Source organism: Dietzia sp. Alg238-R159, from assembly GCF_900537145.1.
Classification (GTDB): Bacteria; Actinomycetota; Actinomycetes; order Mycobacteriales; family Mycobacteriaceae; genus Dietzia; species Dietzia kunjamensis.
On record NZ_UNRI01000002.1, the window covers coordinates 421,596 to 442,766 of the forward strand.

The window sequence follows — 21,171 nt, forward strand, 5'->3', positions numbered from 1 at the left end:
GCGGATCGTGGTCAAACGCTACCCGGCGGAGGACGCTCGTGAGGCCCGGCTGGCAGGATGGCGGGCGATGAGCACAGCGGGGCACGGCGGGTCGACGGCTGACGGGTGGACGATCGTCGTCCCCGTCAAGGCGCTCGAGCGCGCCAAGAGCCGGTTGGTGCCCGCACTCACCGCGGACGGCAGGAGGGCTCTCGTGGTGGCGATGGCCGTGGACGTCCTGGCCGCCTGCCGGGAGACCCCGGGAGTCGCCCGCGTTCGCGTCGTCTCCGCCGACCCCCGTGTGGAGGAACTGGCCTCGGGGGCGGGGGCGGAGTTCGTCGACGAACCCGCCCGTACGGATCCCCGCCACGGTGACCCCCTCAATTTCGCCCTGGACAACGCACTCGCCGACGTCCCGGGTCCGGTCGGAGTGGTCGCGGCGGATCTCCCGGAACTGCGACCCGAGCACCTCGCGCGGATCCTGGACATCGCCGGCCGGCACCCGCACGCCACGGTCACGGACCACCGCGGAGCCGGGACCACGATGGTGTTCTGGACGGGCGCGCCCGCTCCCCGCGTCTGCCGGTTCGGTGTCGATTCGGCCGCCCGGTACCGCGACGAGGGCGGCGCGGTACCGATCGCGGCGGTGGGCGATCTGGCCGCCGCCGCCCGGGATGTCGACGTCCCGGAGGATCTCGCGAGGTTGCCGGGGCGGTCCGTCGGTCCCGCCACCGCCGGGGCCCTCCGTGACCCCTCCGTCCGCCTCCTCGCCCACGCGACCGGGGTATCGGCCACAATGGTCCCGTGACCGCCGAACCGACCGCCCTCCAGGGATTGCCCCGGCCCCGCGACCGCTACCTCAACCGCGAACTGAGCTGGCTCGACTTCAACGCCCGGGTCCTCGCACTCGCCGGGGAGAAGGACCTCCCGCTGCTGGAGAGAGCCAAGTTCCTCGCGATCTTCGCCTCGAACCTCGACGAGTTCTACATGGTCCGCGTGGCCGGTCTCCAGCGCCGCGACAAGACGGGATTGTCCGTACGCTCCGCGGACGGCCAGACCCCCGCCGAGCAGCTGGGCCGGATCAGCCGACGGACGCGGGAACTGTGCGACGAACAGACCCGCCTGTTCGAGGACGAGATCCGGCCGGCGCTGGAGGAGCACGGGATCCGGATCCTGCCCTGGGCCGACCTCACGGCCGAGGAACGCTTCACCCTCGCGGAGCTGTTCCGTAACTCGATCTTCCCCGTCCTCACGCCCCTCGCTGTGGATCCCGCCCACCCGTTCCCGTACATCTCCGGGCTGAGCCTGAACCTCGCGGTGATCATCCGCGACCTGGACTCGGGCCAGGAGCACTTCGCCCGGGTGAAGATCCCGCACAACGTCCCGCGCTTCGTCCGGGTCGACCGCGGCGGTCCGGACGAGTACGCGTTCGTCCCCGCCGAGGACATCATCGCCGCGCACCTCCAGGATCTGTTCCAGGGCATGGAGGTCGTCGAGCACCACGTGTTCCGGGTGACCCGCAACGCGGACATGGAGGTCGAGGAGGACCGCGACGAGGACCTGCTGCAGGCACTCGAGCGCGAACTCGCCCGCCGGCGCTTCGGATCGGCCGTGCGGCTGGAGATAGCGGAGGACACCACCCCGCGGATGCTCCGCATCCTGCAGCGTGAGCTCGACGTGGACTCGGCCGACGTCATCCGGTTCTCGGGCCTGCTGGACCTCACGGGGCTCTGGCAGATCCACGGGCTGGACCTGCCGGATCTCAAGGACCCGCCCATGGTGCCGGCCACTCCCCCGGCGTTCGGTGAGAGGGAGACGGCCCGCAACATCTTCGCCTCCCTCCAGGAGGGCGACGTCCTCGTCGAGCACCCCTACGAGTCGTTCGCCACCACGGTCCAGCGGTTCATCGAGCAGGCCGCTGCCGACGACGACGTCCTGGCGATCAAACAGACCCTGTACCGGACCTCCGGCGACTCCCCCATCGTCAACGCGCTGGTCGATGCCGCCGCGGCCGGCAAACAGGTCGTCGCGCTGGTGGAGATCAAGGCCCGTTTCGACGAACAGAACAACATCCGGTGGGCCCGCGAGCTCGAGCAGGCCGGAGTCCACGTCGTGTACGGCCTCCTGGGCCTGAAGACCCACTGCAAGACGTGCCTCGTGGTGCGCAAGGAGGGCGACCGGCTCCAGCGCTACGCGCACATCGGGACCGGCAACTACAACCCCAAGACGGCGCGCCTGTACGAGGACGTCGGCCTGTTCACCGCCGACGAGGACGTCGTGTCGGACCTGACGGATCTGTTCAACCACCTGACCGGGTTCTCCAACGTGAGCAAGTACCGCCGCCTCCTCGTGGCGCCGGAGGGCATCCGGTCGGGGATCATCGAGCGGATCGACCGCGAGATCGAGCTGGCCGCCGAGGGACGCGAGGCCGGTATCCGGCTCAAGGCGAACGCCCTGGTCGACGAGCAGGTCATCGATGCCCTGTACCGCGCATCCCAGGCCGGGGTTCCGGTCGACATCGTGGTCCGTGGCATCTGTTCCCTCCGGGCGGGCGTCCCCGGCCTGAGCGAGAACATCCACGTCCGCTCGATTCTCGGGCGCTTCCTCGAGCACTCCCGGATCCTGCACTTCCGGGGCGCCGACGAGGCCCTCATCGGCAGTGCGGACATGATGCACCGCAATCTGGACCGCCGCGTAGAGGTGATGGTCACCGTCACCGATCCCCGGCTCAAGGCCCAGATCCACCGCATCTTCGACTCGGCCCTCGATCCGGCCACGCGCAGCTTCCATCTCCGGCACGACGCCAGCTGGGCCCGTATGCCCGCCCCGGAGGACTGGGCCGAGTCGGTCGACCATCAGGAGCGGTCGGCCTCCCTGCACGCGGGATTCCGGGACCGATGAGCAAGAAGGCCACGGTCCGGGTGGTGCCGGCGGCGGGTGCGGTCCTGTACCGCACGGACGGCGACTCGCGCCTGTGTGCGGTGGTCCACCGCCCGCGCTACGACGACTGGTCCCTGCCCAAGGGCAAGGTCGACGCGGGCGAATCGTTGCCGGTCACCGCTGTCCGCGAGATCGCCGAGGAGACGGGATTCACCGCCGTCCTGCAGTCCCGCATCGGCACCACCGGCTACCCCCTCAAGGAGAACACCCGCAAGGAGGTCACGTACTGGTCGGCGATGGCCCGCGAGGGGACCTTCGAGCCGAACTCGGAGGTCGACGAGATCCGGTGGCTCCCAGTGGAGCAGGCCAAGGATCTGGTCTCCTACCCGTTGGACCGTAAGATCCTCACCCGCTTCTGCGCGGCCCCGCCCGAGGGAAAGACCCTGCTCGTCGTCCGGCACGCCAAGGCCGGCAGCAGGAGCCAGTGGAGCGGGAACGACGACCTGCGTCCCCTCGACAAGTCCGGACGGGCGCAGGCCGAGATGCTCGTGCCGATGCTCCGGGCGTTCGGCGTGACCCGGTTGTACAGCGCGCCCAGGGTCCGGTGCGAACAGACACTCGCGCCACTGGCGGACGAGCTCGGGGTGGGGATCGCGATCGAACCGGCGCTGAGCGACGAGGCGTACCTCGACGACCCGGCAGCCGCCGTGGCCCGGCTGGCCGCGATCGCCCCGGGCGACGGCGTCGCCGTGGTGTCCTCGCAGGGAACCGCCATCCCCGGGATGATCCGGGACCTGGCGGGCTCGACCGACATCGACGTCGGCGAGGCCGCCACCAAGAAGGCCGGCGTGTGGGCCCTGGGGTTCGACGGCACGCGGCCGACCTACGCCGACTACTACCCCAGCCCGCTACCGCTGTTCTGAGCTGCGGTAGCGGGCCGGTCGGTCAGCTGACCTTCTCGCGGTGGTTCACACCATTCTTGCGCAGGCCCCCGAACGACTGGTGGGAGCTGGAGCGCTTCGCGGCGAGCCGGTCCTCGGGGAGCGACTCGGTGCCCTGGATGACGGACTTGAAGTACTGGCCCGGCCGGAACACCGGTGAGTGGGTCGGCGGTACCGGGATCGACTCGCCGGTATGGGGGTTACGGGCGACCCGGGCCGCACGGGATTTCTTCTCGAAGATGCCGAAACCCATGATGGTGATGGATTCCCCGGACGCGACGGTCCGGACGATGATGTCGAGAGTGTTCTCCAGTGCCTCGGTGGCGAGTTGGTGATCTCCGCCCATCCGGTCCGCCAGTTCGGCGATCAGGTCGGCTTTGTTCACGTGGGGATCCCCCTTCGGGTGAGGTATGCGGGCGCGGTACCTGTCCGCGCCGAACTAGACATAAGCATACTCACATGGTTTCGCCACACGGGGGTGTTTCGGAGGTTGCTCCGAAACGACTTCTTATCCCACGATCAGCGCGGGGTCGTGACCGGCTTGAACGCGGGCCGCCGACTCTCGAACTCCTCGATCCGGTGGGCTTCGCGCAGCGTGAGGCCGATGTCGTCGAGCCCCTCCATGAGACGCCACCGGGTGTTGTCGTCGATGTCGAACGGTACCGTGACGTCACCGGCCGTGACGGTGCGCGACCCCAGGTCGACGGTCAGCTCGATACCCGGTCGCTCGTCCATGACCTTCCACAGGAGTTCGACGTTCTCCTGCTCGACCTGGGCGGCCACGAGACCGGACTTCCCCGAGTTGCCGCGGAAGATGTCGGCGAACCGCGAGGAGATGACCACACGGAACCCGAAATCCATCAGGGCCCACACGGCGTGCTCGCGCGAGGACCCGGTGCCGAAGTCCGGTCCGGCGACCAGGACGGAGGCGCGGTCGTAGGGCGCCCGGTTGAGGACGAAGTCGGGCTCCTTCGCCCGCCAGGAGGAGAAGAGTCCGTCCTCGAAGCCGGTGCGCGTGACGCGCTTGAGGTACTCGGCCGGGATGATCTGGTCGGTGTCCACGTTGGAGCGGCGCAGCGGGGCGCCGATGCCGGTGTGGGTGGTGATCGGCTCCATGAGGTGTCAGGCCCCCTTCGCGGGCTCGAGGTCGACGGGTGAGGCGAAGTGTCCGAGCACCGCGGTGGCCGCGGCGACCGACGGACTGACCAGATGGGTGCGGGCCCCCTTACCCTGGCGGCCCTCGAAATTGCGGTTCGATGTGGACGCGCACCGCTGGCCCGGCAGCAACGAGTCCGGGTTCATGCCCAGGCACATGGAGCAGCCGGGTTGGCGCCATTCGGCGCCGAAGGCGGTGAAGACCTTGTCCAGGCCCTCCGCCTCGGCCTGTTCGCGCACGCGCATCGAGCCCGGCACGATGAGCATCCGGACCCCGTCGGCCACCGTGTGACCGTCGACGACCTCGGCGACGGCGCGCAGGTCCTCGATGCGGCCGTTGGTGCACGAGCCGACGAACACGACGTCCACCGGCACGTCCCGCATGGGGGTGCCGGCCTCGAGGTCCATGTACTCCAGTGCGCTCTCGGCGGCGATGCGCGCGCTCTCGTCCGTGAACGACTCGGGGTCGGGGACGGCCGCACCCAGGGGCACGCCCTGGCCGGGGTTGGTGCCCCACGTGACGAAGGGGGTGAGGGCGGCACCGTCGATGACGACCTCGGTGTCGAACACCGCGTCCTCGTCGGTCCGGAGCCCGTCCCAGTACCGCACGGCCTCGTCCCACTCGTCACCCGCGGGCGCGTGCGGGCGACCGCGCAGGTAGTCGTAGGTGATCTGGTCCGGGGCGACCATGCCGGCCCTGGCACCGGCCTCGATGCTCATGTTGCAGATGGTCATCCGCGCCTCCATCGACAGCTTCTCGATGGCCTCGCCGCGGTACTCGATGATGTAGCCCTGCCCGCCGCCGGTGCCGATCTGGGCGATGACGGCCAAGATGAGGTCCTTGGCGGTGACGCCGGGCTGCAGCTCGCCGGTGACGGTGACGGCCATGGTCTTGAACGGGCGCAGGGCCAGCGTCTGGGTGGCCATGACGTGCTCGACCTCGGAGGTGCCGATGCCCATCGCGATGGAACCGAACGCCCCGTGCGTCGAGGTGTGCGAGTCACCGCATACCACGGTCATGCCCGGCTGGGTCAGGCCGAGTTGCGGACCCACGACGTGGACGATCCCCTGCTCGAGGTCGCCCATCGGGTACAGCCGGACACCGAACTCCTCGCAGTTGGAACGCAGCGTCTCGATCTGGATCCGCGAGGTCTGGTCGGCGATGAGGTTGACCGCGCCGCCGACGATGTCGGTCGGGACGTTGTGGTCCTCGGTCGCCAGGGTCAGGTCCGGGCGGCGGAGCCGGCGTCCGGCCAGGCGGAGACCGTCGAAGGCCTGAGGGCTGGTGACCTCGTGGACGAGGTGGAGATCGATGAACAGCAGGTCGGGCCCCCGGGACCCGCCCTCGCCCTCGCCCTCGACCACCACGTGGTCGTCCCAGACCTTCTCGGCCAGGGTCCGCGGTCGCGTGCCGCCGGACACGGTCTCGTTCATCACGCCTCCACTCCACGTCCTGATGGGATCCGATGGATTCTCACCATGTAGGACGATATAGTCGAACTGTGAGACAGTATAGCGGGATCGGGGTTCTCGACAAAGCGATGACGGTGCTCCACGCCGTGGCCGAGCAACCGTGCGTCCTGGCCGACCTCTGCGAGCGGACGGGCCTGCCTCGCGCGACCGCCCACCGGCTGGCGGTGGGGCTCGAGATCCACCAACTCCTCTCCCGTGACGACGCCGGGGTGTGGAGCCTGGGGCCCGGTCTGGCCAAGCTCGCCGCGCACGTGTCGGACTCCCTGGCCGAGGCCGCGTCCTCCGTGCTGCCCCGCCTGCGCGAGGTGACCGAGGAGAGCGTGCAGGTGTACCGGCGCGACGGTGACCGCCGGATCTGTGTGGCCTCCGCGGAACCACCGACGGGACTGCGGGACACGGTGCCCGTCGGGGCGATCCTGCCCATGACACGGGGCTCGGGCGCGAAGGTGTTGGCGGCGTGGGCCGACCCCGCCACCCAGCGCACCCTGCTCGCCGACGCCACGTACACCGAGCGCCAGCTCGCCGACGTCCGGCGGCGCGGCTGGGCGCAGTCGGTCGCCGAGCGGGAGGCGGGCGTGGCCTCGATCTCCGCGCCGATCCGGGATGCCGCCGGTACGGTGGTCGCCGCGATCTCCGTGTCGGGCCCGGTCGACCGCATCGGTCGCCGCCCCGGCGTGAAGTGGGCGGCCGATCTGCTCGCCGCCGCCGATGCGATCCACAAACGGCTCTAGTCGACAGGGACGCCGCCGCGCCGGCCCTACGCGGGCCGCCGGCCGCGGGTGAGCCGCTCGAGCGCCCATGGCAGGCTGGCCACGCTGGGTTGGCGCGCCGCGGCCACGAGATCGTCGTCGCGCGGGTCCACCCGCACCACCTGCACGCCCGGCCGCCGGAGGTCCCGGTACGGAACGGGGTCGGGGCGCGAGTCCACGTCGAAGCCCAGCGCACGGATCTCGGCGCCGAGTGGCGACGTCGCCGCGAGGGTGGCGACGGGGGTGTCGGGCCGCGCGCCGGTGCCGATGACGACGACGAGGGCGTCCACCCCGAGGTGACGCTGCCCCTCCGACCACTCCTCGAGCGCCTTCTTGGCCGTCTCGGCTGCCGGGGTGGGATCGCGGTCGACGGCCCCGGCCACGAGATCGAGGTGGTCCCGCCACCCGGGTCTCCCCTGCGGGTCGACGATCACCGTGGCGAGCTGCTCGTACCCACGGAGCTCGGGCCCGGTGACGTCGGCCGCGACCAGGACGAACGCGTCCACCCCGAACGGCAGCAGCGACCGCAGGCTCGGCAGTCCGGGGCCGTCCCACTCCGGCGACGGCGGTGCCGGGTGGTCGCGCCACGGTCGCGGGCCCGTCCCGTCGACGGCCCACGCGGCGGTGGGCTCACGGTCGAGGGCGTGCAGGACGTCGAGGTCGGCCGAGGAGAGCGCGATGAGGCGGCGTGGCGGAGCGTCCGGTGTGGGGGTACGGATCGGACTGGGGGGAGTCAGCGGGTCGCTCGCCGTCGGAGCCGGTGTCGTCGTCGTCGTCGACCCCCCTCCCGGGCCGCACGCGGTGAGCCCCGCGAGGGTCAACCCGCCACCGACGGCCAGGCGGAGGAGGTCACGGCGAGAGGTCACCCCGGTGATCCTGCCACGGCCACAAATGCGAGATGTCCCGGCTCGTCGTTGCAGACGAACCGGGACATCTCCCTGGTACCCCCGATGGGATTCGAACCCACGCTACCGCCGTGAGAGGGCGGCGTCCTAGGCCGCTAGACGACGGGGGCTTGGCGCTCGACCAGTATATCCGGACGGTGGACGGTGAACCAAATCGCGACTTCACCCCCGTACACCGGGTGCAAAGATGCACTCGGTGAAGTCAACGGCTACCGTGACTGACATGTCCTCTCCTCCCGACCCCGACTCACTGCGCGACCGGAAGCGTCGCGCGACCATGGTGTCCATCGAGAACGCGGCGACCTCCCTGGTGCTCGAGTACGGCTTCGACGCGGTCACGGTCGACCAGATCTGCGCCGCCGCCGAGGTCTCCAAGCGGACGTTCTTCAACTACGTCCCCTCCAAGGAGGCGGCCGTCATCGGCGCCACCCCCGAGGACGTCACCGACGCCGACCGCGACCGCTTCCTCGACCGCGGCGACGAGGGACTCCTCGACGCGCTTCTCCGTCTCTACCTCGCCGCCTTCGCGGCGACCCGCACCGCCGACAGGGACCAGACCGCCACGCTGGCCCAGCGTCGCCGGGCGATCTTCCGCGCCGAGCCCGGGCTGGCGGCCGCGCGCATGACCGCCTCGTCACGATTCCAACTCCGGCTGGTCGACCTGGTCATCGCACACCTCGACCGGCACCCGTCGCTGCGCCGGCTGGCCGGGGTCGCCGTCGAGGCCGAGGCCCGGGCCTGCGTCGCACTGGTCGCGGCATCGGCGAACCTCGGGCTGTCCGCGTGGCTCACCCGCGACTCGGCCACCTTCGAGGACCTCGACGCCGACTGCGCCACCGCGCTGCGGCAACTCGCCCTCCTCGCCGGTGCACCCGACACCACCGCGCCCGACACCACCGCACCCACCGCACCCTCCGCCACGGCGCCCACCGCACCCTCCGCCTGGCATACCGCCGGGAGTCCCGCATGAGCGAAACCGATATCCGCACTACCGCGCCCTCCCCCGGCGCCGATCCGGGGGCCACGACCTCCGCGTCACCGGCGCCGGTGACCCACAACGTGCCGCTGGTGTTCACCTCCCTGCTGCTCGGGATGCTCATCGTCTCCCTCGGGCAGATGATCTTCGCCACGGCACTGCCGACCATCGTGGCCGACCTCGGTGGGGTCGACAGGATGAGCTGGGTCATCACCGTCTACCTGCTCACCATGACGATCGGCCTGCCGGTCTACGGCAAACTCGGCGACCAGATCGGGCGCAAGCCGCTCTTCGTGACCGCGATCCTCCTGTTCTCCGCGGGCTCGCTGCTGGGCGCGGTGGCGTGGGACATCGACCTGCTCATCGTGGCCCGCGCGATCCAGGGCCTCGGTGGCGGTGGTCTCATGGTGCTCTCCCAGGCGATCGTCGCCGACGTCGTCCCCGCCCGGCAGCGCGGCCGGTACATGGGCGTGCTGGGCGCCGTCTTCGGACTGTCCTCCGTCCTCGGGCCCCTGCTCGGCGGGTTCTTCACCGAGGGCCCCGGCTGGCGCTGGGCCCTGTGGTTCAACCTCCCCGTCTGCCTGGTCGCCCTCGTCGTGGCCGTGGTCTGGCTCCGCCTGCCGAATCGTGGCGCCGGTCGACGAACCGACTGGCCCGGCACGGTCCTCATGGCCACCGGCACCACCGCTCTGATCCTCATCTCCTCCTGGGGCGGTAACCGGTACGACTGGACGGACCCGATGATCCTCGGCATGGGCGCCCTGTTCGTCGTGTGCGCGGTCGCGTTCGTCCTGGTCGAGTTGCGCTCGGAACACCCGCTGATCCCCATGACGTTGTTCGCCGAGCGGAACTTCTCGCTCTCGACCGGCGCCGGGCTCCTGGTCGGTGTCGCGATGTTCGGCTGCATGGCGTACCTGCCCACCTACATCCAGATGGTCCACGGGCTCGGCCCCACCGCCGCCGGACTGATGATGACGCCGATGATGGCCGGCATGATGGGCACGTCCATCATCGTGGGCAACATCGTCAGCCGGACCGGCCGATATAAGTGGTACCCGGTGGTCGGCACCGTGATCATGGCCGCGGGCCTGTGGCTCATCGGTTCGCTGGAGGCCGGAGACACCCTGGTGCACCTGGGCGTGGTGCTGTTCGTGTTCGGCTTCGGTCTCGGATTGTGCATGCAACTGCTCGTGCTGATCGTGCAGAACACCTTCCCGATCACGATGGTCGGCACCGCCACGGCGTCCAACAACTTCTTCCGCCAGATCGGCGGCACCATGGGTTCGGCGATCGTGGGTTCGCTGTTCGTCAGCCGGCTCGCCGATCTCATGGGCGAGCGGGTCCCCGCCGCGGCCGCGGAACTCGGTCCCGAGGGCGCCGCGGTGGCCGAGACCTTCTCGAACGGTTCGGGTGCGGCCAACTCCATGAGCCCGGAGATCCTGGCCGCGTTGCCCGGGCCCCTGCACGACGCGATCGTCAGCTCCTACAACGACGCGTTGGTGCCGATCTACCACGTCGTGGTGCCGCTCATCCTGGTCGCCACGGTGCTTCTGCTGTTCGTGCGCGAGGACACCCTCAAGGAGACGGTGGACTGATCCTCCTCCCACGCCCCCGCGTCCCGGCTCACCGTCCGTCGGCGCGGGGGTGAGGAGTCCGTCACGGAATCCGTACGCGCGGCAACCGTCCCGTCACGCGCCGTCACTAGCGTGCGGAGCGTGACCACACCTCGTCAGACCGTCCTGCGGTTCCTCGCTGCGCCCACCGATGTCGGCACGGGCACGCAGGTGCACACCGGCCGCATCCTCGAGTGGATCGACAAGGCCGCCTACGCCCTGGCGGCGGGGTGGTCCGGCGGATACGCCGTCACCGCCTATGTCGGGAACATCCGCTTCTCCCGCCCGGTCGTCTCCGGCGAACTCATCGAGGTCTCGGCCCGACTCGTCCACACGGGTTCGACGTCGATGCACATCCAGTGCGACGTCCGGGCCTGCGATCCCGTGACGCTCGACTACCGGCACTGCGCCGAGTGCCTCGTGGTCTTCATCGCCGTCCGCGACGGCGCGCCCACCCCCGTACCTCCCTGGACGCCCGCGTCCCGCCTGGAGGTCCACGAGTCCGACGAGGCTGTCATGCGCATCGGGCTGCGCAAGGACATCGAACGGGCGATGGCGGAGCAGACCTATTCCGCCGCGGGCACAGCGCCTCGTTCGACCCTGCGGTTCCTCGCGGCACCCGGGGACGTCAACTGGGGCGGCAACGCGCACGGCGGGCGCATCATGTCCTGGATCGACGACGCGGCGAACCTCTGCGCCACCCGGTGGTCGGGTACCCCCTGCACCTCGGTGTACGCCGGCGGTGTCCGGTTCTACCACCCGGTGAAGATCGGCCACGTCGTGGAGGTGGAGGCCCGTCTGCTGCACACGGGTCACGAGACCATGCACGTCTCGGTCCATGTGAGCTCCGGAGAGGCCACCTCTCCGGAGAGGACGCTCACCACCCACTGCCTGACCGTCTGTGCGGCACTCGGGCCGGACGGTAGACCCACCCCGGTGCCCCGGTGGGCCCCGGTGTCCGCCGAGGACCACGCACTGGACGAGCACGCCCGCCATCTCATCCGCCTCCGGGGGCGGGGCAGGGTGACCGGGCCGGTCCGGGCCCCGGCCTGAACGGCGACGCGAATGCGGGGGCCGACGGCCGACCGCGACCCCTGAAATCCGCCCCCGTCCCCCGCAACGAGGAAGGCGCCCGGAGCGTTGTGCTCCGGGCGCCTTCTGCTGTACCCCCGATGGGATTCGAACCCACGCTACCGCCGTGAGAGGGCGGCGTCCTAGGCCGCTAGACGACGGGGGCTAGGACACGGATCCGCGTGGGATCCGCTGTAGCGAGCGCTGCGACGCGCTCAGCTGGCCTACCAGGACTCGAACCTAGAACGACGGTACCAGAAACCGCTGTGTTGCCAATTACACCATAGGCCACTGCATTCACTTTTCCGCCCCTCGCGGGGCGCCTCGAAGAGACTATCAAACCACCGAGGGTGAATAGCAAATCGCCTGGTCAATCCGTCTGTTTCCGGACCCCGAGCTAGTCGGCGACGGGCGCGGACCTAAGCCGCGACAGTGTGGCCTGCCGACCGAGCAGCTCCAACGACTCGAACAGCGGCGGCGAGATGTGCGATCCCGTGACCGCCACCCGCACGGGCCCGTAGGCCTTGCGCGGCTTGATGCCCCGGTCCTCCACCAGCGCGCCGGACAGTGCGGCCTCGATGGCCGGGGTCGTCCACTCCTCGACTGCTTCCAGCGCCGCGATCGCCGCGTCCACGACCTCTCGGGACTCCGCTTTGAGGTTCTTGGCCGCAGACTGGGCGTCGACGGTGAACCCGGCCTCGTCCACGAGGAGGAACCGGATGAGCTTCCACGCATCCGACAGGACGACGATGCGGGTCTGGAGGAGATCTGCCACGATCGCCCACCGCTGGGCGTCGAAACTCTCCGGCAGGGTCACTCCGTCCTCGTCGGGGTGCGCGACGAGGTACTCGCGCAGGCGGCGGGCGAACTCCTCGGCCGGCAGCTGCCGGATGTGCTCGGCGTTGATCGCGTCGGCCTTCTTCTGGTCGAAGCGGGCCGGGTTGGCGTTCACCTGGCGCACGTCGAACGCCTCGACCATCTCCTGCAGGGAGAACACGTCGCGGTCATCCGACAGCCCCCACCCGAGCAGGGCCAGGTAGTTGAGCAACCCCTCCGGCAACATCCCGCGGTCGCGGTGGAGGAACAGATCCGACTCGGGGTCACGCTTGGACAGCTTCTTGTTGCCGTCGCCCATGACGAACGGCAGGTGCCCGAACGCGGGGACGTCATCCGCCACCCCGATCCGCATCAGGGCACGGTAGAGGGCGATCTGTCGGGGGGTGGAGCTGAGCAGATCCTCGCCCCGGAGGACGTGGGTGATCTTCATCAGTGCGTCGTCGACCGGATTGACCAACGTGTAGAGCGGGATCCCGTTGGCCCGCGTGAGCGCGAAGTCCGGCACGGTGCCCGCCCTGAACACGGTCTCCCCGCGGACCAGGTCGTCCCAGGCGAGATCCTCGTCCGGCATCCGCAACCGGATCACCGCGCCGCGCCCCTCGTCACGGAACGCCTGCTTCTGGTCCTCCGTGAGGTCGCGATCGAACCCGTCGTACCCGAGTTTGGGGTCCCGCCCGGCGGCCCGGTGGCGGGCCTCGACCTCCTCGGGGGTGGAGAACGACTCGTACGCCTCCCCCGCCTCGACCAGCCTGCGCACCACGTCCAGGTGCAGATCGCGCCGCTCGGACTGGCGGTAGGGCGCGTACGGGCCACCCACCTCGGGGCCCTCGTCCCAGTCGAGGCCCAGCCACCGGAGGGCGTCGAGGAGCGACTGGTACGACTCCTCCGAATCCCGGGCGGCGTCGGTGTCCTCGATGCGGAAGACAAACGTGCCACCCGTGTGCCGGGCGTGGGCCCAGTTGAACAGGGCCGTACGGACGAGACCCACATGGGGTGTGCCGGTGGGGGACGGACAGAAGCGGACGCGGACGTTCGAGGCGGTCATGGAGCCCATCCTAGTGACGGTCCCGGCTCGCACCCCCGGCGAGGACCGGCCTAGGATCGGCGGGTACCCGTGGCCGCCGTCCGAGGAGGCGCGATCCACGCAGGAGTCCGAATCGAGGGAGGCGTGCCGTGGCGTCTGGGCACCAACCCGACGTCGCACGCCCGGTGACCGCCCCGGACTTCCTGCTGTCCCGTCCGACCGGCTCGCTGCGCACCCAGGGTGCCCTGAACTCGTTCACGGATCCGGCGGACGCGGCCCTGGCCCTGCGGTCCGGCGCCAGTGGTCTGATCGTGGGCGCGATCGGTTTCGAGCCCGACGCGCCCGCCGCTCTGGTCGAACCCGACGTGGTGGTCCGCGTCGACGGCCCACTGGAGCCCCCCGCCTACTTCCGCCGGATGCGCACCCGCGCCCACGTCACCCGGGAGATCCCCACGTCCTCGGAGCACCGCGCCAGGGTGTCGACCGCGATCGCGGGGGTGCGCTCCGGCGAGATCGACAAGGTGGTGCTGGCCAGGGCGGTCCGGCTGTCTGCCGATCAGCCCATCGACCCCCACGCGGTGTGCGCCGCACTCATCGACTCCAGCCCGGCGGCGGACGGCTACCTCGTCGACCTCTCCCCCGCCGGCGGGGTCCACGCCGGGCGGGTCCTGGTGGGCTCGAGCCCCGAACTCCTCGTCCGCCGCCGAGGCGATCTGGTGGAATGCCACCCGCTGGCAGGGTCCGCGCCCCGCTCCACCGACCCTGTCGCGGACCAGGCCGCGGGCCGCGCCCTGCGGGCGTCGGGCAAGGACGCCTCGGAGCATGCCTTCGTGGTGGAGTCGCTGGCACGGGCCCTGCAACCACTGTGCACGGATCTGGAGATCCCCGACCGTCCCACCCTCACGTCCACCCGCGAGATGTGGCACCTCGGGACCCGTATCCGGGGCCGTGTCGCCGACCCCCGCACCACCTCTCTGGACCTCGCCCTCGCCGTGCACCCCACGCCGGCGGTGTGCGGGACACCGACGGACGAGGCCCGGAGGCTCATCGCCGCGATAGAAGGGGAACGGGGGTTCTACGCCGGGGCCGTCGGGTGGTCGGACGCCGGCGGAGACGGCGACTGGATGGTCACCATCCGGTGCGCCGAGATCGACGCGGACCGGTCGGGAGCGATCGCCTGGGCCGGCGGCGGCCTGGTCGCGGACTCGCAACCCGACGACGAGGTCGCCGAGACCGGCGCCAAACTCCGCACCATCCTGAGGGCGTTCGGAGCGTCCTAGGGCGATGGTCCGCGCCGGTGGCCCGGACCTACCGGTCGACGACGGGGTTCGTCAGCGAGCCGATGCCCTCGATCTCGACCGTCACACGGTCGCCGGGCAGCATCGGGCCGACCCCTGCCGGGGTACCCGTGAGGATCACATCGCCGGGAAGGAGGGTCATGACCCGGCTGACGTACTCGACGATCTCGCCGACGGTGTGCATGAACTGGGAGGTGTTGCCGTCCTGCCGTACCTCGGACGTGCCGTCGGGGTGGGTGAGGGTGACCCGGACGTCGAGCCCGTTGGGGTCCAGGTCGGTGACGATCCACGGACCCAGCGGGCAGAAGGTGTCGTACCCCTTGCCCCGCGTCCACTGACCGTCCGAGAGCTGCTGGTCGCGGGCGGTGACGTCGTTGGCGCAGGTGTAGCCGAGGATGACCTCGTGGGCCCGCGCGGCGGCGACGTCCCGGCACGGCTGCCCGATCACCACGGCCAGCTCGCCCTCGTGGTCGACCCGCTCCGAACTCGGCGGGTAGGCGATCGATGCCTCGGGGCCGACGACCGACGTGTTGGGCTTGAGGAAGATCAGGGGCTCGGCCGGGGCCTCCGACCCCATCTCCTCGGCGTGGTCGGCGTAGTTCTTACCGACGCACACGATCTTGGAGGCCAGGATCGGGGCGAGCAGACGCACGTCGGCCAGCGGCCATTCGCGGCCGGTGAACTCGGGGGTACCGAAGGGGTGCTCGGAGATCTCGGCACAGGTCAGCGAGGACGGGTCGGACATGTCTCCGCGGACCTCGACGAAGGCGAATCCCTGCGGGTGGGCGATACGGGCGAGACGCATACCCGCGATCCTAGGCGGTCCGCAGGTCCCGCAGCGTTCGCGCCCCACGGTCGCGGAGCTCGGTGACCTGTGCGAGGTACAGCTCGGCGCAGGCGAGGGCGTCGACCAGCGGGTCGTGTGCGCGGTACTGCGGTAACCCGTACCTCTCGCGAGCACCCCAGAGCCGCAGCCTCTCGGGCGACGGGTCGGCGGTGAAGCCCATGTCGACGCCCCCGCCCAGGACCCGCCGGTGCAGTTCCAGGGTGTCGACGGACTCCAGTGGTGGCCGGATGCCGAACGTGCGCCGACACAACGCTCGCAGGAAGTCGACCTCTATCGGGCAGTAGTGCGCGACCAACACCCGCCCGGTCAGAGCCGTGAACACCCGGTCCAGGACGTCCTCGACATCCTCCCCGGTGGCCATCGTGTCGTCCGTGAGTCCGTGCACGGTGGCACTCTGCCCCACCCCGTCGTCGTCGTCCGGACCGTGATCGGGACGCAGCAGCACCGATCCCGCTCCGCCCAGGACGATCCGGTCCCCGTCGACGGGGACGAACCCCACCGCCAGGACCCGGTCGTGCCGGGGATCGAGCCCGGTGGTCTCGACGTCCACCGCGAGGAGGGACAGGTCCTCGAGCGGAGTGGTCGGATCCGGCGGCGGTGTCTCCAGAAATCGCCGCAGTGGCCCGTCGGGGGCCCGGCGGGCGGCACTCCTCCGGCGGCCGGCCGCGGTCAGCCGTGGCAGGACCATCACATCTGCCCGACCCGGTATCGGATCTGCAGCGCGCTCTGCGCTCCCGCGATGATCCGGAACGCCGCCCGGAGCCGATGGCGGTCCTTGGTGCCGAGGGTCGACGGGTCCACGTTGTTGTCGAGGTCCGAGTGCTCCTGGATCTGACGTGCGTGGTGGCGCAAGGCCAGCCCGCGCAGGAACCGGAACGCCTCGGTGAGGTTCTCGGCATCCGAGCGGGCGATCACCCCGGCGGTGGCCGCCGCGTCGAGCCGGCCGAGGGTCGACACCTCGTCCAGTCCCGCGGACAGGGCGTACAGACGCGCGATCTGGACGACGGGTGCGATCCCCCCGGCCTTGAGGTCCAGGGTGTTGCGGTACTCGCCCCGGCGCGCGACGACGAGCCCGCGGAGGAAGCCGAGCGGTGGTTGCCACTCACACGCGATCCGGGCCAGATGCGCCTGGAAGCGCGGACTGCCCTTCGAGCGGACGAGCATCTCGCGCTGGACGCGGGCGGCGAGTCCGCTCTCACCGTGGACGGGACGGAGGTCGAAGAACACCTGACTGTGCAGCACCGCGTCGGCCTCGGGGGCCCCGACCCAGTCCCGTACCGTCCCCTCCCACTCCGCGCAGGTCCGGCGCCACCGGGGGTTGGTCGCCATCACCCCACCGGGGCAGAGCGGGAAGCCCGCCCGGTCGAGTCCCGTGCAGACGCGGTCGGCGAGCTCCGCGAAGTACTCGTCGGAGCCGGGGACCCCGCCTGCCCCGTCGTCGAGGATCAGCGCGTTGTCCTGGTCGCTGGACACCCCGAGCTCACCCCGGGCCTGGGAACCGAGTCCCACCCAGCAGTACGGCACGGGAGGCCGTCCGAGTTCGGCCTCCGCCAGCGCTATCAGGCGCCGCGTCGCCGCGTCGGCGGTGGCGGTGACGACCCGGCCGATATCCCGCGGCGTGGTGCCCCGCCGGATGAACTCCCCGACCAGCGGCAGCAACCGGGCCGACAGTTCCGCCACCGTCTCGGTGTCGGGGGCCCGCGAGATCCGCGCGGCCAGATAGACGGGGTCCGCCTGCGCCAGGCGGAGCAGGTCCCCGCTCGTGACCATGCCCGCGGGGGCGCCCTCCTCGCACACCGGCAGGTGATGGACGCCCCGTTCGATCTGGAGCAGGGTCGCGTCGAACGCGCGGGTCCGGGCGTCCACCGAGACCGGGTCGTGGGTCATGATCGTCGACACCGGCGCCGCGGTGTCACCGCCGACCGCGACCACCTTCGAGCGCAGGTCGCGATCGGTGAAGATGCCGACCACGCGTCCGTCCTCCACCACGAGCAGCGCGGAGACGCGTTCCCGCGACATGATCTGCGCCGCCTCGAGGATGGTGGTCCCGGGCCCCGTGGTGACCGCGTCGCGGGTGAGGAGATCGCCCACCGGTGTGCTCAGGGGGTCTCCCCCGGCCGCGGCGACCCGGGCGGAGGCGAGGTCCTGGCGGATCCGATCGCTCCGCGCACCGAAGAAGTCCCGGATACCGGGGTGGGCGGCCGCGAGCTCGTCGAACACCTCGCGCGGCATCTCGAGCAGCAGGGTGTCCGCGACCGCCTCCATGCGGTACCGCGACGGGCCGGAACGGGTCAGCGTCGAGTAGCCGAAGCAGTCACCCTCGTCGCGCGCGTCGAGCAGGGCACCGTCCGGGTCGCACACCTCGACGGCGCCCGTACGGATGATGTGGAGCGTGTCGTTCGCGTCCCCCGCCTCCAGGATGACGGTCCCCCGCCGGTGGTAGCGCTGACTGAGCCGCGCGGGCAGGCGGTCGAGCACCTCTCCGGGCAGCTCGTCGAAAGGAGCGCAGCGCGCGAGGAAGTCCCGCACCTCGGCGAGTTCGACGTCCATTCCACCACTGTGGACGCCCACGGCCCGCGGTGTGATCACTTCTCACGATTCACACCCGCGGGCCGGGGTCCGCACGTGGGGTCAGCGGGGCGGTGGACTAACCGCTGACGGCCGCGACGATCCGGTCGCCCACCTCGGAGGTGACGATCGGGGCGTCGCCGCGCGAGCCGAGGTCGGCCTCGACGGCCTCCTCCACGCGATCTGCCTCGGCCGTGTGACCGAGGTGGCGCAGCAGCAGTGCCACGGACAGGATGGCGGCGGTGGGGTCGGCCTTGCCCTGTCCGGCGATGTCCGGGGCCGAACCGTGGACGGGCTCGAACATGGACGGGTTGGTCCCGGAGGCGTCGATGTTGCCCGACGCCGCGGTGCCGATGCCTCCGGTGACCGCGGCCGCGAGGTCGGTGATGATGTCGCCGAAGAGGTTGTCGGTGACGATCACGTCGAACCGGGACGGATCGGTGACCATGTAGATGGTGGCGGCGTCGATGTGGCAGTAGTCCACCTCGACCCCGGGGAACTCCGGAGCCACCTCGTCGACGGTGCGCTGCCACAGCCCACCGGCGTTCACGAGGACGTTGGTCTTGTGGACCAGGGTGAGCTTGTTGCGACGCGACTGCGCACGGGAGAACGCGTCGCGGACCACGCGCTCCACGCCGTACCGGGTGTTGACCGAGGTCTCGGTACCGATCTCGTGCGGTGTCCCCACACGGATCGCACCGCCGTTACCGGTGTAGAGCCCCTCGGTGCCCTCGCGGACGACGACGAAGTCGATCTCGCCCGGGTCCTTCAGCGGGGTCGCCGACCCGGGGAAGAGCCGGGAGGGCCGCAGGTTGACGTGGTGGTCGAGCGCGAACCGCAGCGGGAGCAGCATGCCCCTCTCGAGCACGCCGGCCGGCACGGAGCGGGGATCACCGATGGCACCCAGCAGGATCGCGTCGTGGCCCTTGAGGCTCTCCACGTCCGCGTCCGTGAGGGTCTCGCCGTTGCGGAGGTACCGGCGCGCGCCGAGGTCGTATTCGGTCTTCTCGACACCGGGGACCAGCGCGTCGAGCACCTTCAGTGCCTCGGCCGTGACCTCGACGCCGATACCGTCGCCGGGGATGACTGCGAGCTTCATGATGTCGTCGCCCCCGCTCAGACCAGGTTGATCTGGGTCGCGGTGGCGTCGAGCTCGGAGACGATCCGGTCGACGGTCGGCTCGGCGACCGTGCGGTCGACCCGCAGGATCAGCGACGCGCCCTCGCCGGAGGCGTCCTGGCTCAGTGCGGCGGCCTGGATGTCGATGCCCTCCCCGCCGAGGATGGAGCCCACCTTGCCGAGCACGCCCGGGCGGTCGGAGTAGTGCACGAACAGGTTCTGGCCCTCGGCGCGCAGGTCGAACCCTCGCTCGTTGATCCGGACGATCTTCTGCACCTGGTCCAGGCCGGCCAGCGTGCCGGTGACATCGGCCGACGCGCCGTCCGCGGCCACGGCCGTGACGGTGACGGTGCTGCGGTAGGACTTGGACTCGCTGTGGGTCTCCACCGAGTGGGTGACCCCCCGCTGCTCGGCCATCTGGCCGACGTTGACGAAGGTCGCGGGCTCATCGGTGATCGCGGAGAACATGCCGCGCAGGGCGGCCAGCCCGAGGACGTCGACCTGCTCGGATGCGAGCTCGCCGGCGACGTCGATCCGGACGGTCGTCGGGATACCCGGGCACAGGTGGCCGGCGACCAGTCCGAGCTTGCGGACGAGGTCGAGCCAGGGTGCGACCTCGTCGCCGACGGGACCACCGGTGACGTTGACGGCGTCGGGGACGAACTCCCCGCGCAGGGCGAGCAGCACACTGCGGGCGACGTCGGTGCCGGCGCGGTCCTGCGCCTCGCTGGTGGAGGCTCCGAGGTGCGGCGTGACGACGGTGTTCTCGAGATCGAAGAGCGGCGAGTCGGTGCACGGCTCGGTGTCGAACACGTCGAGCGCCGCGGAGCGGACCTTGCCGGACTTCAGTGCGTCGACGAGCGCGTCCTCGACGATCAGACCGCCGCGGGCGGCGTTGACGATCACGACGCCGTCCTTGGCACGGGCCAGCCGCTCGGCGTCGAAGAGACCGGCGGTCTCCTTGGTCTTGGGCAGGTGCATCGTGATGATGTCGGCGCGGGAGACCAGCTCGTCGATGTCGACCAGCTCGATTCCCAGCTGCGCCGCGCGGGCGGCGGGCAGGTAGGGGTCGTAGGCGATGAGGTTGGTCTCGAAGGCGGCGAGTCGCTGCGCCACGAGCTGGCCGATGCGGCCCAGGCCCACGACGCCGACGGTCTTGCCGAGCAGCTCGACGCCGTTGAAGGAACTGCGCTTCCAGGTGTGCTCGCGCAGGGTGCGGTCCGCGGCCGGGATCTGGCGGCAGGCGGACATGAGCAGCGCGACCGCGTGCTCGGCGGCCGAGTGGATGTTGGAGGTGGGCGCGTTGACCACCATGACGCCGCGCTCGGTGGCGGCGGGGATCTCGACGTTGTCCAGGCCGACGCCCGCGCGCCCGATGATCTTGAGGTTCGGCGCGGCGGCGAGCACCTCGGCGTCGACGGTGGTGGCCGAGCGCACGAGCAGTGCGTCGGCGTCGGCGATCGCCTCGAGCAGCTTGGGGCGATCCGGGCCGTCCACCCAGCGGACCTCCACGGCGTCGCCGAGCGCGTCGACGGTCGACTGGGCGAGCTTGTCGGCGATGAGGACGACGGGCCGTCCGGATGCTGTCACAGTGGGTTCTCCTCGGTGTCATTTCGGGCACGGCCAGTCTAGGGCACCTGTCACCGGCGCCGAGCAGTGGCCGGTACGCGCCCGGACGCCTACCGTGACGAGGGTCGGCGACCCGACGTGACCACCGCCGCGCGACGAACGGAGCA

At 70.7% G+C, this 21,171-nt stretch carries 18 protein-coding genes and 3 tRNA genes; 8 read left to right on the forward strand and 13 right to left on the reverse strand.

Translation table 11 applies throughout. The annotated features are described in order from the left end of the window. The first annotated feature begins 67 nt into the window (after nt 1-67). From cofC to G6R20_RS06745, 3 genes are read left to right on the forward strand one after another with little or no spacing between them, the layout of a single operon-like run. A complete protein-coding gene (gene cofC, locus G6R20_RS06735) occupies nt 68-787 on the forward strand; it encodes a 2-phospho-L-lactate guanylyltransferase (RefSeq protein ID WP_163375913.1) in 720 nt (239 codons plus the stop codon). Further along, on the forward strand, nt 784-2,880 hold the full coding sequence (locus tag G6R20_RS06740) for an RNA degradosome polyphosphate kinase (RefSeq protein WP_067717532.1): 2,097 nt from the start codon (nt 784-786) through the stop codon (nt 2,878-2,880). Before cofC ends, G6R20_RS06740 begins: the two co-directional genes overlap by 4 nt. Then, nucleotides 2,877-3,782 (forward strand): NUDIX hydrolase, encoded by a 906-nt coding sequence (locus G6R20_RS06745; protein WP_067717529.1) that lies wholly within the window; start codon nt 2,877-2,879, stop codon nt 3,780-3,782. Before G6R20_RS06740 ends, G6R20_RS06745 begins: the two co-directional genes overlap by 4 nt. A gap of 22 nt (nt 3,783-3,804) precedes the next feature. Here the strand turns inward: G6R20_RS06745 and G6R20_RS06750 are convergent, their stop codons facing one another. The 3 genes from G6R20_RS06750 to leuC form a co-directional block, all read right to left on the reverse strand. Beyond that, on the reverse strand, nt 3,805-4,185 hold the full coding sequence (locus tag G6R20_RS06750) for an HU family DNA-binding protein (protein WP_067717527.1): 381 nt from the start codon (nt 4,183-4,185) through the stop codon (nt 3,805-3,807). Nucleotides 4,186-4,319: 134 nt separating this feature from the next. Next, nucleotides 4,320-4,916, reverse strand: a complete 597-nt coding sequence (gene leuD / locus G6R20_RS06755; RefSeq protein ID WP_067717524.1) for a 3-isopropylmalate dehydratase small subunit — start codon at nt 4,914-4,916, stop codon at nt 4,320-4,322. 6 nt (nt 4,917-4,922) lie between these two features. After that, nucleotides 4,923-6,389 (reverse strand): 3-isopropylmalate dehydratase large subunit, encoded by a 1,467-nt coding sequence (gene leuC / locus G6R20_RS06760; RefSeq protein WP_067717515.1) that lies wholly within the window; start codon nt 6,387-6,389, stop codon nt 4,923-4,925. Nucleotides 6,390-6,457: 68 nt separating this feature from the next. Here leuC and G6R20_RS06765 point away from each other — a divergent pair, with 68 nt between their 5' ends. Beyond that, entirely contained in the window at nt 6,458-7,159 is a 702-nt protein-coding gene (locus G6R20_RS06765; RefSeq protein ID WP_067717512.1) for an IclR family transcriptional regulator, read from the forward strand. A gap of 26 nt (nt 7,160-7,185) precedes the next feature. On the opposite strand, the gene G6R20_RS06770 is transcribed toward G6R20_RS06765, so the two are convergent. Together G6R20_RS06770 and G6R20_RS06775 are read right to left on the reverse strand one after the other, a co-directional pair. Continuing rightward, on the reverse strand, nt 7,186-8,043 hold the full coding sequence (locus G6R20_RS06770; protein WP_163375914.1) for an ABC transporter substrate-binding protein: 858 nt from the start codon (nt 8,041-8,043) through the stop codon (nt 7,186-7,188). Between the two features lie 73 nt (nt 8,044-8,116). Further along, nucleotides 8,117-8,192, reverse strand: a tRNA-Glu gene (locus G6R20_RS06775). Nucleotides 8,193-8,305: 113 nt separating this feature from the next. On the opposite strand from G6R20_RS06775, the gene G6R20_RS06780 reads away from it, so the two are divergent. From G6R20_RS06780 to G6R20_RS06790, 3 genes are all read left to right on the forward strand, one after another. Further along, a complete protein-coding gene (locus G6R20_RS06780; RefSeq protein WP_163375915.1) occupies nt 8,306-9,052 on the forward strand; it encodes a TetR/AcrR family transcriptional regulator in 747 nt (248 codons plus the stop codon). Then, a complete protein-coding gene (locus G6R20_RS06785; protein WP_163375916.1) occupies nt 9,049-10,653 on the forward strand; it encodes an MDR family MFS transporter in 1,605 nt (534 codons plus the stop codon). Before G6R20_RS06780 ends, G6R20_RS06785 begins: the two co-directional genes overlap by 4 nt. Before the next feature lie 120 nt (nt 10,654-10,773). Beyond that, nucleotides 10,774-11,724: a hotdog domain-containing protein gene (locus tag G6R20_RS06790; protein ID WP_069390252.1), complete on the forward strand. Its 951-nt coding sequence runs from the start codon at nt 10,774-10,776 to the stop codon at nt 11,722-11,724. A gap of 111 nt (nt 11,725-11,835) precedes the next feature. Here the strand turns inward: G6R20_RS06790 and G6R20_RS06795 are convergent. The 3 genes from G6R20_RS06795 to gltX form a co-directional block, all read right to left on the reverse strand. Next, nucleotides 11,836-11,908: transfer RNA gene (locus tag G6R20_RS06795), tRNA-Glu, on the reverse strand. Between the two features lie 53 nt (nt 11,909-11,961). After that, a tRNA-Gln gene (locus G6R20_RS06800) sits at nt 11,962-12,033 on the reverse strand. A gap of 106 nt (nt 12,034-12,139) precedes the next feature. After that, nucleotides 12,140-13,624 carry a glutamate--tRNA ligase gene (gltX, locus tag G6R20_RS06805; RefSeq protein WP_163375917.1) on the reverse strand — a complete coding sequence of 495 codons (1,485 nt, stop codon included), beginning with the start codon at nt 13,622-13,624 and terminating at the stop codon, nt 12,140-12,142. Nucleotides 13,625-13,752: 128 nt separating this feature from the next. On the opposite strand from gltX, the gene G6R20_RS06810 reads away from it, so the two are divergent. Continuing rightward, entirely contained in the window at nt 13,753-14,883 is a 1,131-nt protein-coding gene (locus tag G6R20_RS06810) for an isochorismate synthase (RefSeq protein ID WP_163375918.1), read from the forward strand. A 28-nt stretch (nt 14,884-14,911) separates the two neighbouring features. Here the strand turns inward: G6R20_RS06810 and G6R20_RS06815 are convergent, their stop codons facing one another. The 5 genes from G6R20_RS06815 to serA form a co-directional block, all read right to left on the reverse strand. Beyond that, nucleotides 14,912-15,706, reverse strand: a complete 795-nt coding sequence (locus G6R20_RS06815; RefSeq protein WP_067718227.1) for a fumarylacetoacetate hydrolase family protein — start codon at nt 15,704-15,706, stop codon at nt 14,912-14,914. Nucleotides 15,707-15,716: 10 nt separating this feature from the next. Continuing rightward, nucleotides 15,717-16,436, reverse strand: a complete 720-nt coding sequence (locus tag G6R20_RS06820; RefSeq protein ID WP_119192420.1) for an exonuclease domain-containing protein — start codon at nt 16,434-16,436, stop codon at nt 15,717-15,719. After that, nucleotides 16,436-18,298 carry a putative nucleotidyltransferase substrate binding domain-containing protein gene (locus tag G6R20_RS06825; RefSeq protein WP_163375919.1) on the reverse strand — a complete coding sequence of 621 codons (1,863 nt, stop codon included), beginning with the start codon at nt 18,296-18,298 and terminating at the stop codon, nt 16,436-16,438. Before G6R20_RS06825 ends, G6R20_RS06820 begins: the two co-directional genes overlap by 1 nt. 97 nt (nt 18,299-18,395) lie before the next feature. Further along, nucleotides 18,396-19,415, reverse strand: coding sequence for a 3-isopropylmalate dehydrogenase (locus G6R20_RS06830; protein WP_163375920.1), 1,020 nt, complete (start codon nt 19,413-19,415; stop codon nt 18,396-18,398). Between the two features lie 17 nt (nt 19,416-19,432). Further along, nucleotides 19,433-21,025 carry a phosphoglycerate dehydrogenase gene (gene serA, locus G6R20_RS06835; protein WP_163375921.1) on the reverse strand — a complete coding sequence of 531 codons (1,593 nt, stop codon included), beginning with the start codon at nt 21,023-21,025 and terminating at the stop codon, nt 19,433-19,435. Nucleotides 21,026-21,171 lie beyond the last annotated feature (146 nt).

Bases quoted from the DNA above. Each gene is read 5' to 3' on its own strand.
- cofC (WP_163375913.1), top strand. From the start codon at position 68: ATGAGCACAGCGGGGCACGGCGGGTCGACGGCTGACGGGTGGACGATC.
- G6R20_RS06745 (WP_067717529.1), top strand. From the start codon at position 2,877: ATGAGCAAGAAGGCCACGGTCCGGGTGGTGCCGGCGGCGGGTGCGGTC.
- leuD (WP_067717524.1), bottom strand. From the start codon at position 4,916: ATGGAGCCGATCACCACCCACACCGGCATCGGCGCCCCGCTGCGCCGC.
- leuC (WP_067717515.1), bottom strand. From the start codon at position 6,389: ATGAACGAGACCGTGTCCGGCGGCACGCGACCGCGGACCCTGGCCGAG.
- G6R20_RS06780 (WP_163375915.1), top strand. From the start codon at position 8,306: ATGTCCTCTCCTCCCGACCCCGACTCACTGCGCGACCGGAAGCGTCGC.
- G6R20_RS06785 (WP_163375916.1), top strand. From the start codon at position 9,049: ATGAGCGAAACCGATATCCGCACTACCGCGCCCTCCCCCGGCGCCGAT.
- gltX (WP_163375917.1), bottom strand. From the start codon at position 13,624: ATGACCGCCTCGAACGTCCGCGTCCGCTTCTGTCCGTCCCCCACCGGC.
- G6R20_RS06815 (WP_067718227.1), bottom strand. From the start codon at position 15,706: ATGCGTCTCGCCCGTATCGCCCACCCGCAGGGATTCGCCTTCGTCGAG.
- G6R20_RS06820 (WP_119192420.1), bottom strand. From the start codon at position 16,436: ATGGTCCTGCCACGGCTGACCGCGGCCGGCCGCCGGAGGAGTGCCGCC.
- G6R20_RS06825 (WP_163375919.1), bottom strand. From the start codon at position 18,298: ATGGACGTCGAACTCGCCGAGGTGCGGGACTTCCTCGCGCGCTGCGCT.
- G6R20_RS06830 (WP_163375920.1), bottom strand. From the start codon at position 19,415: ATGAAGCTCGCAGTCATCCCCGGCGACGGTATCGGCGTCGAGGTCACG.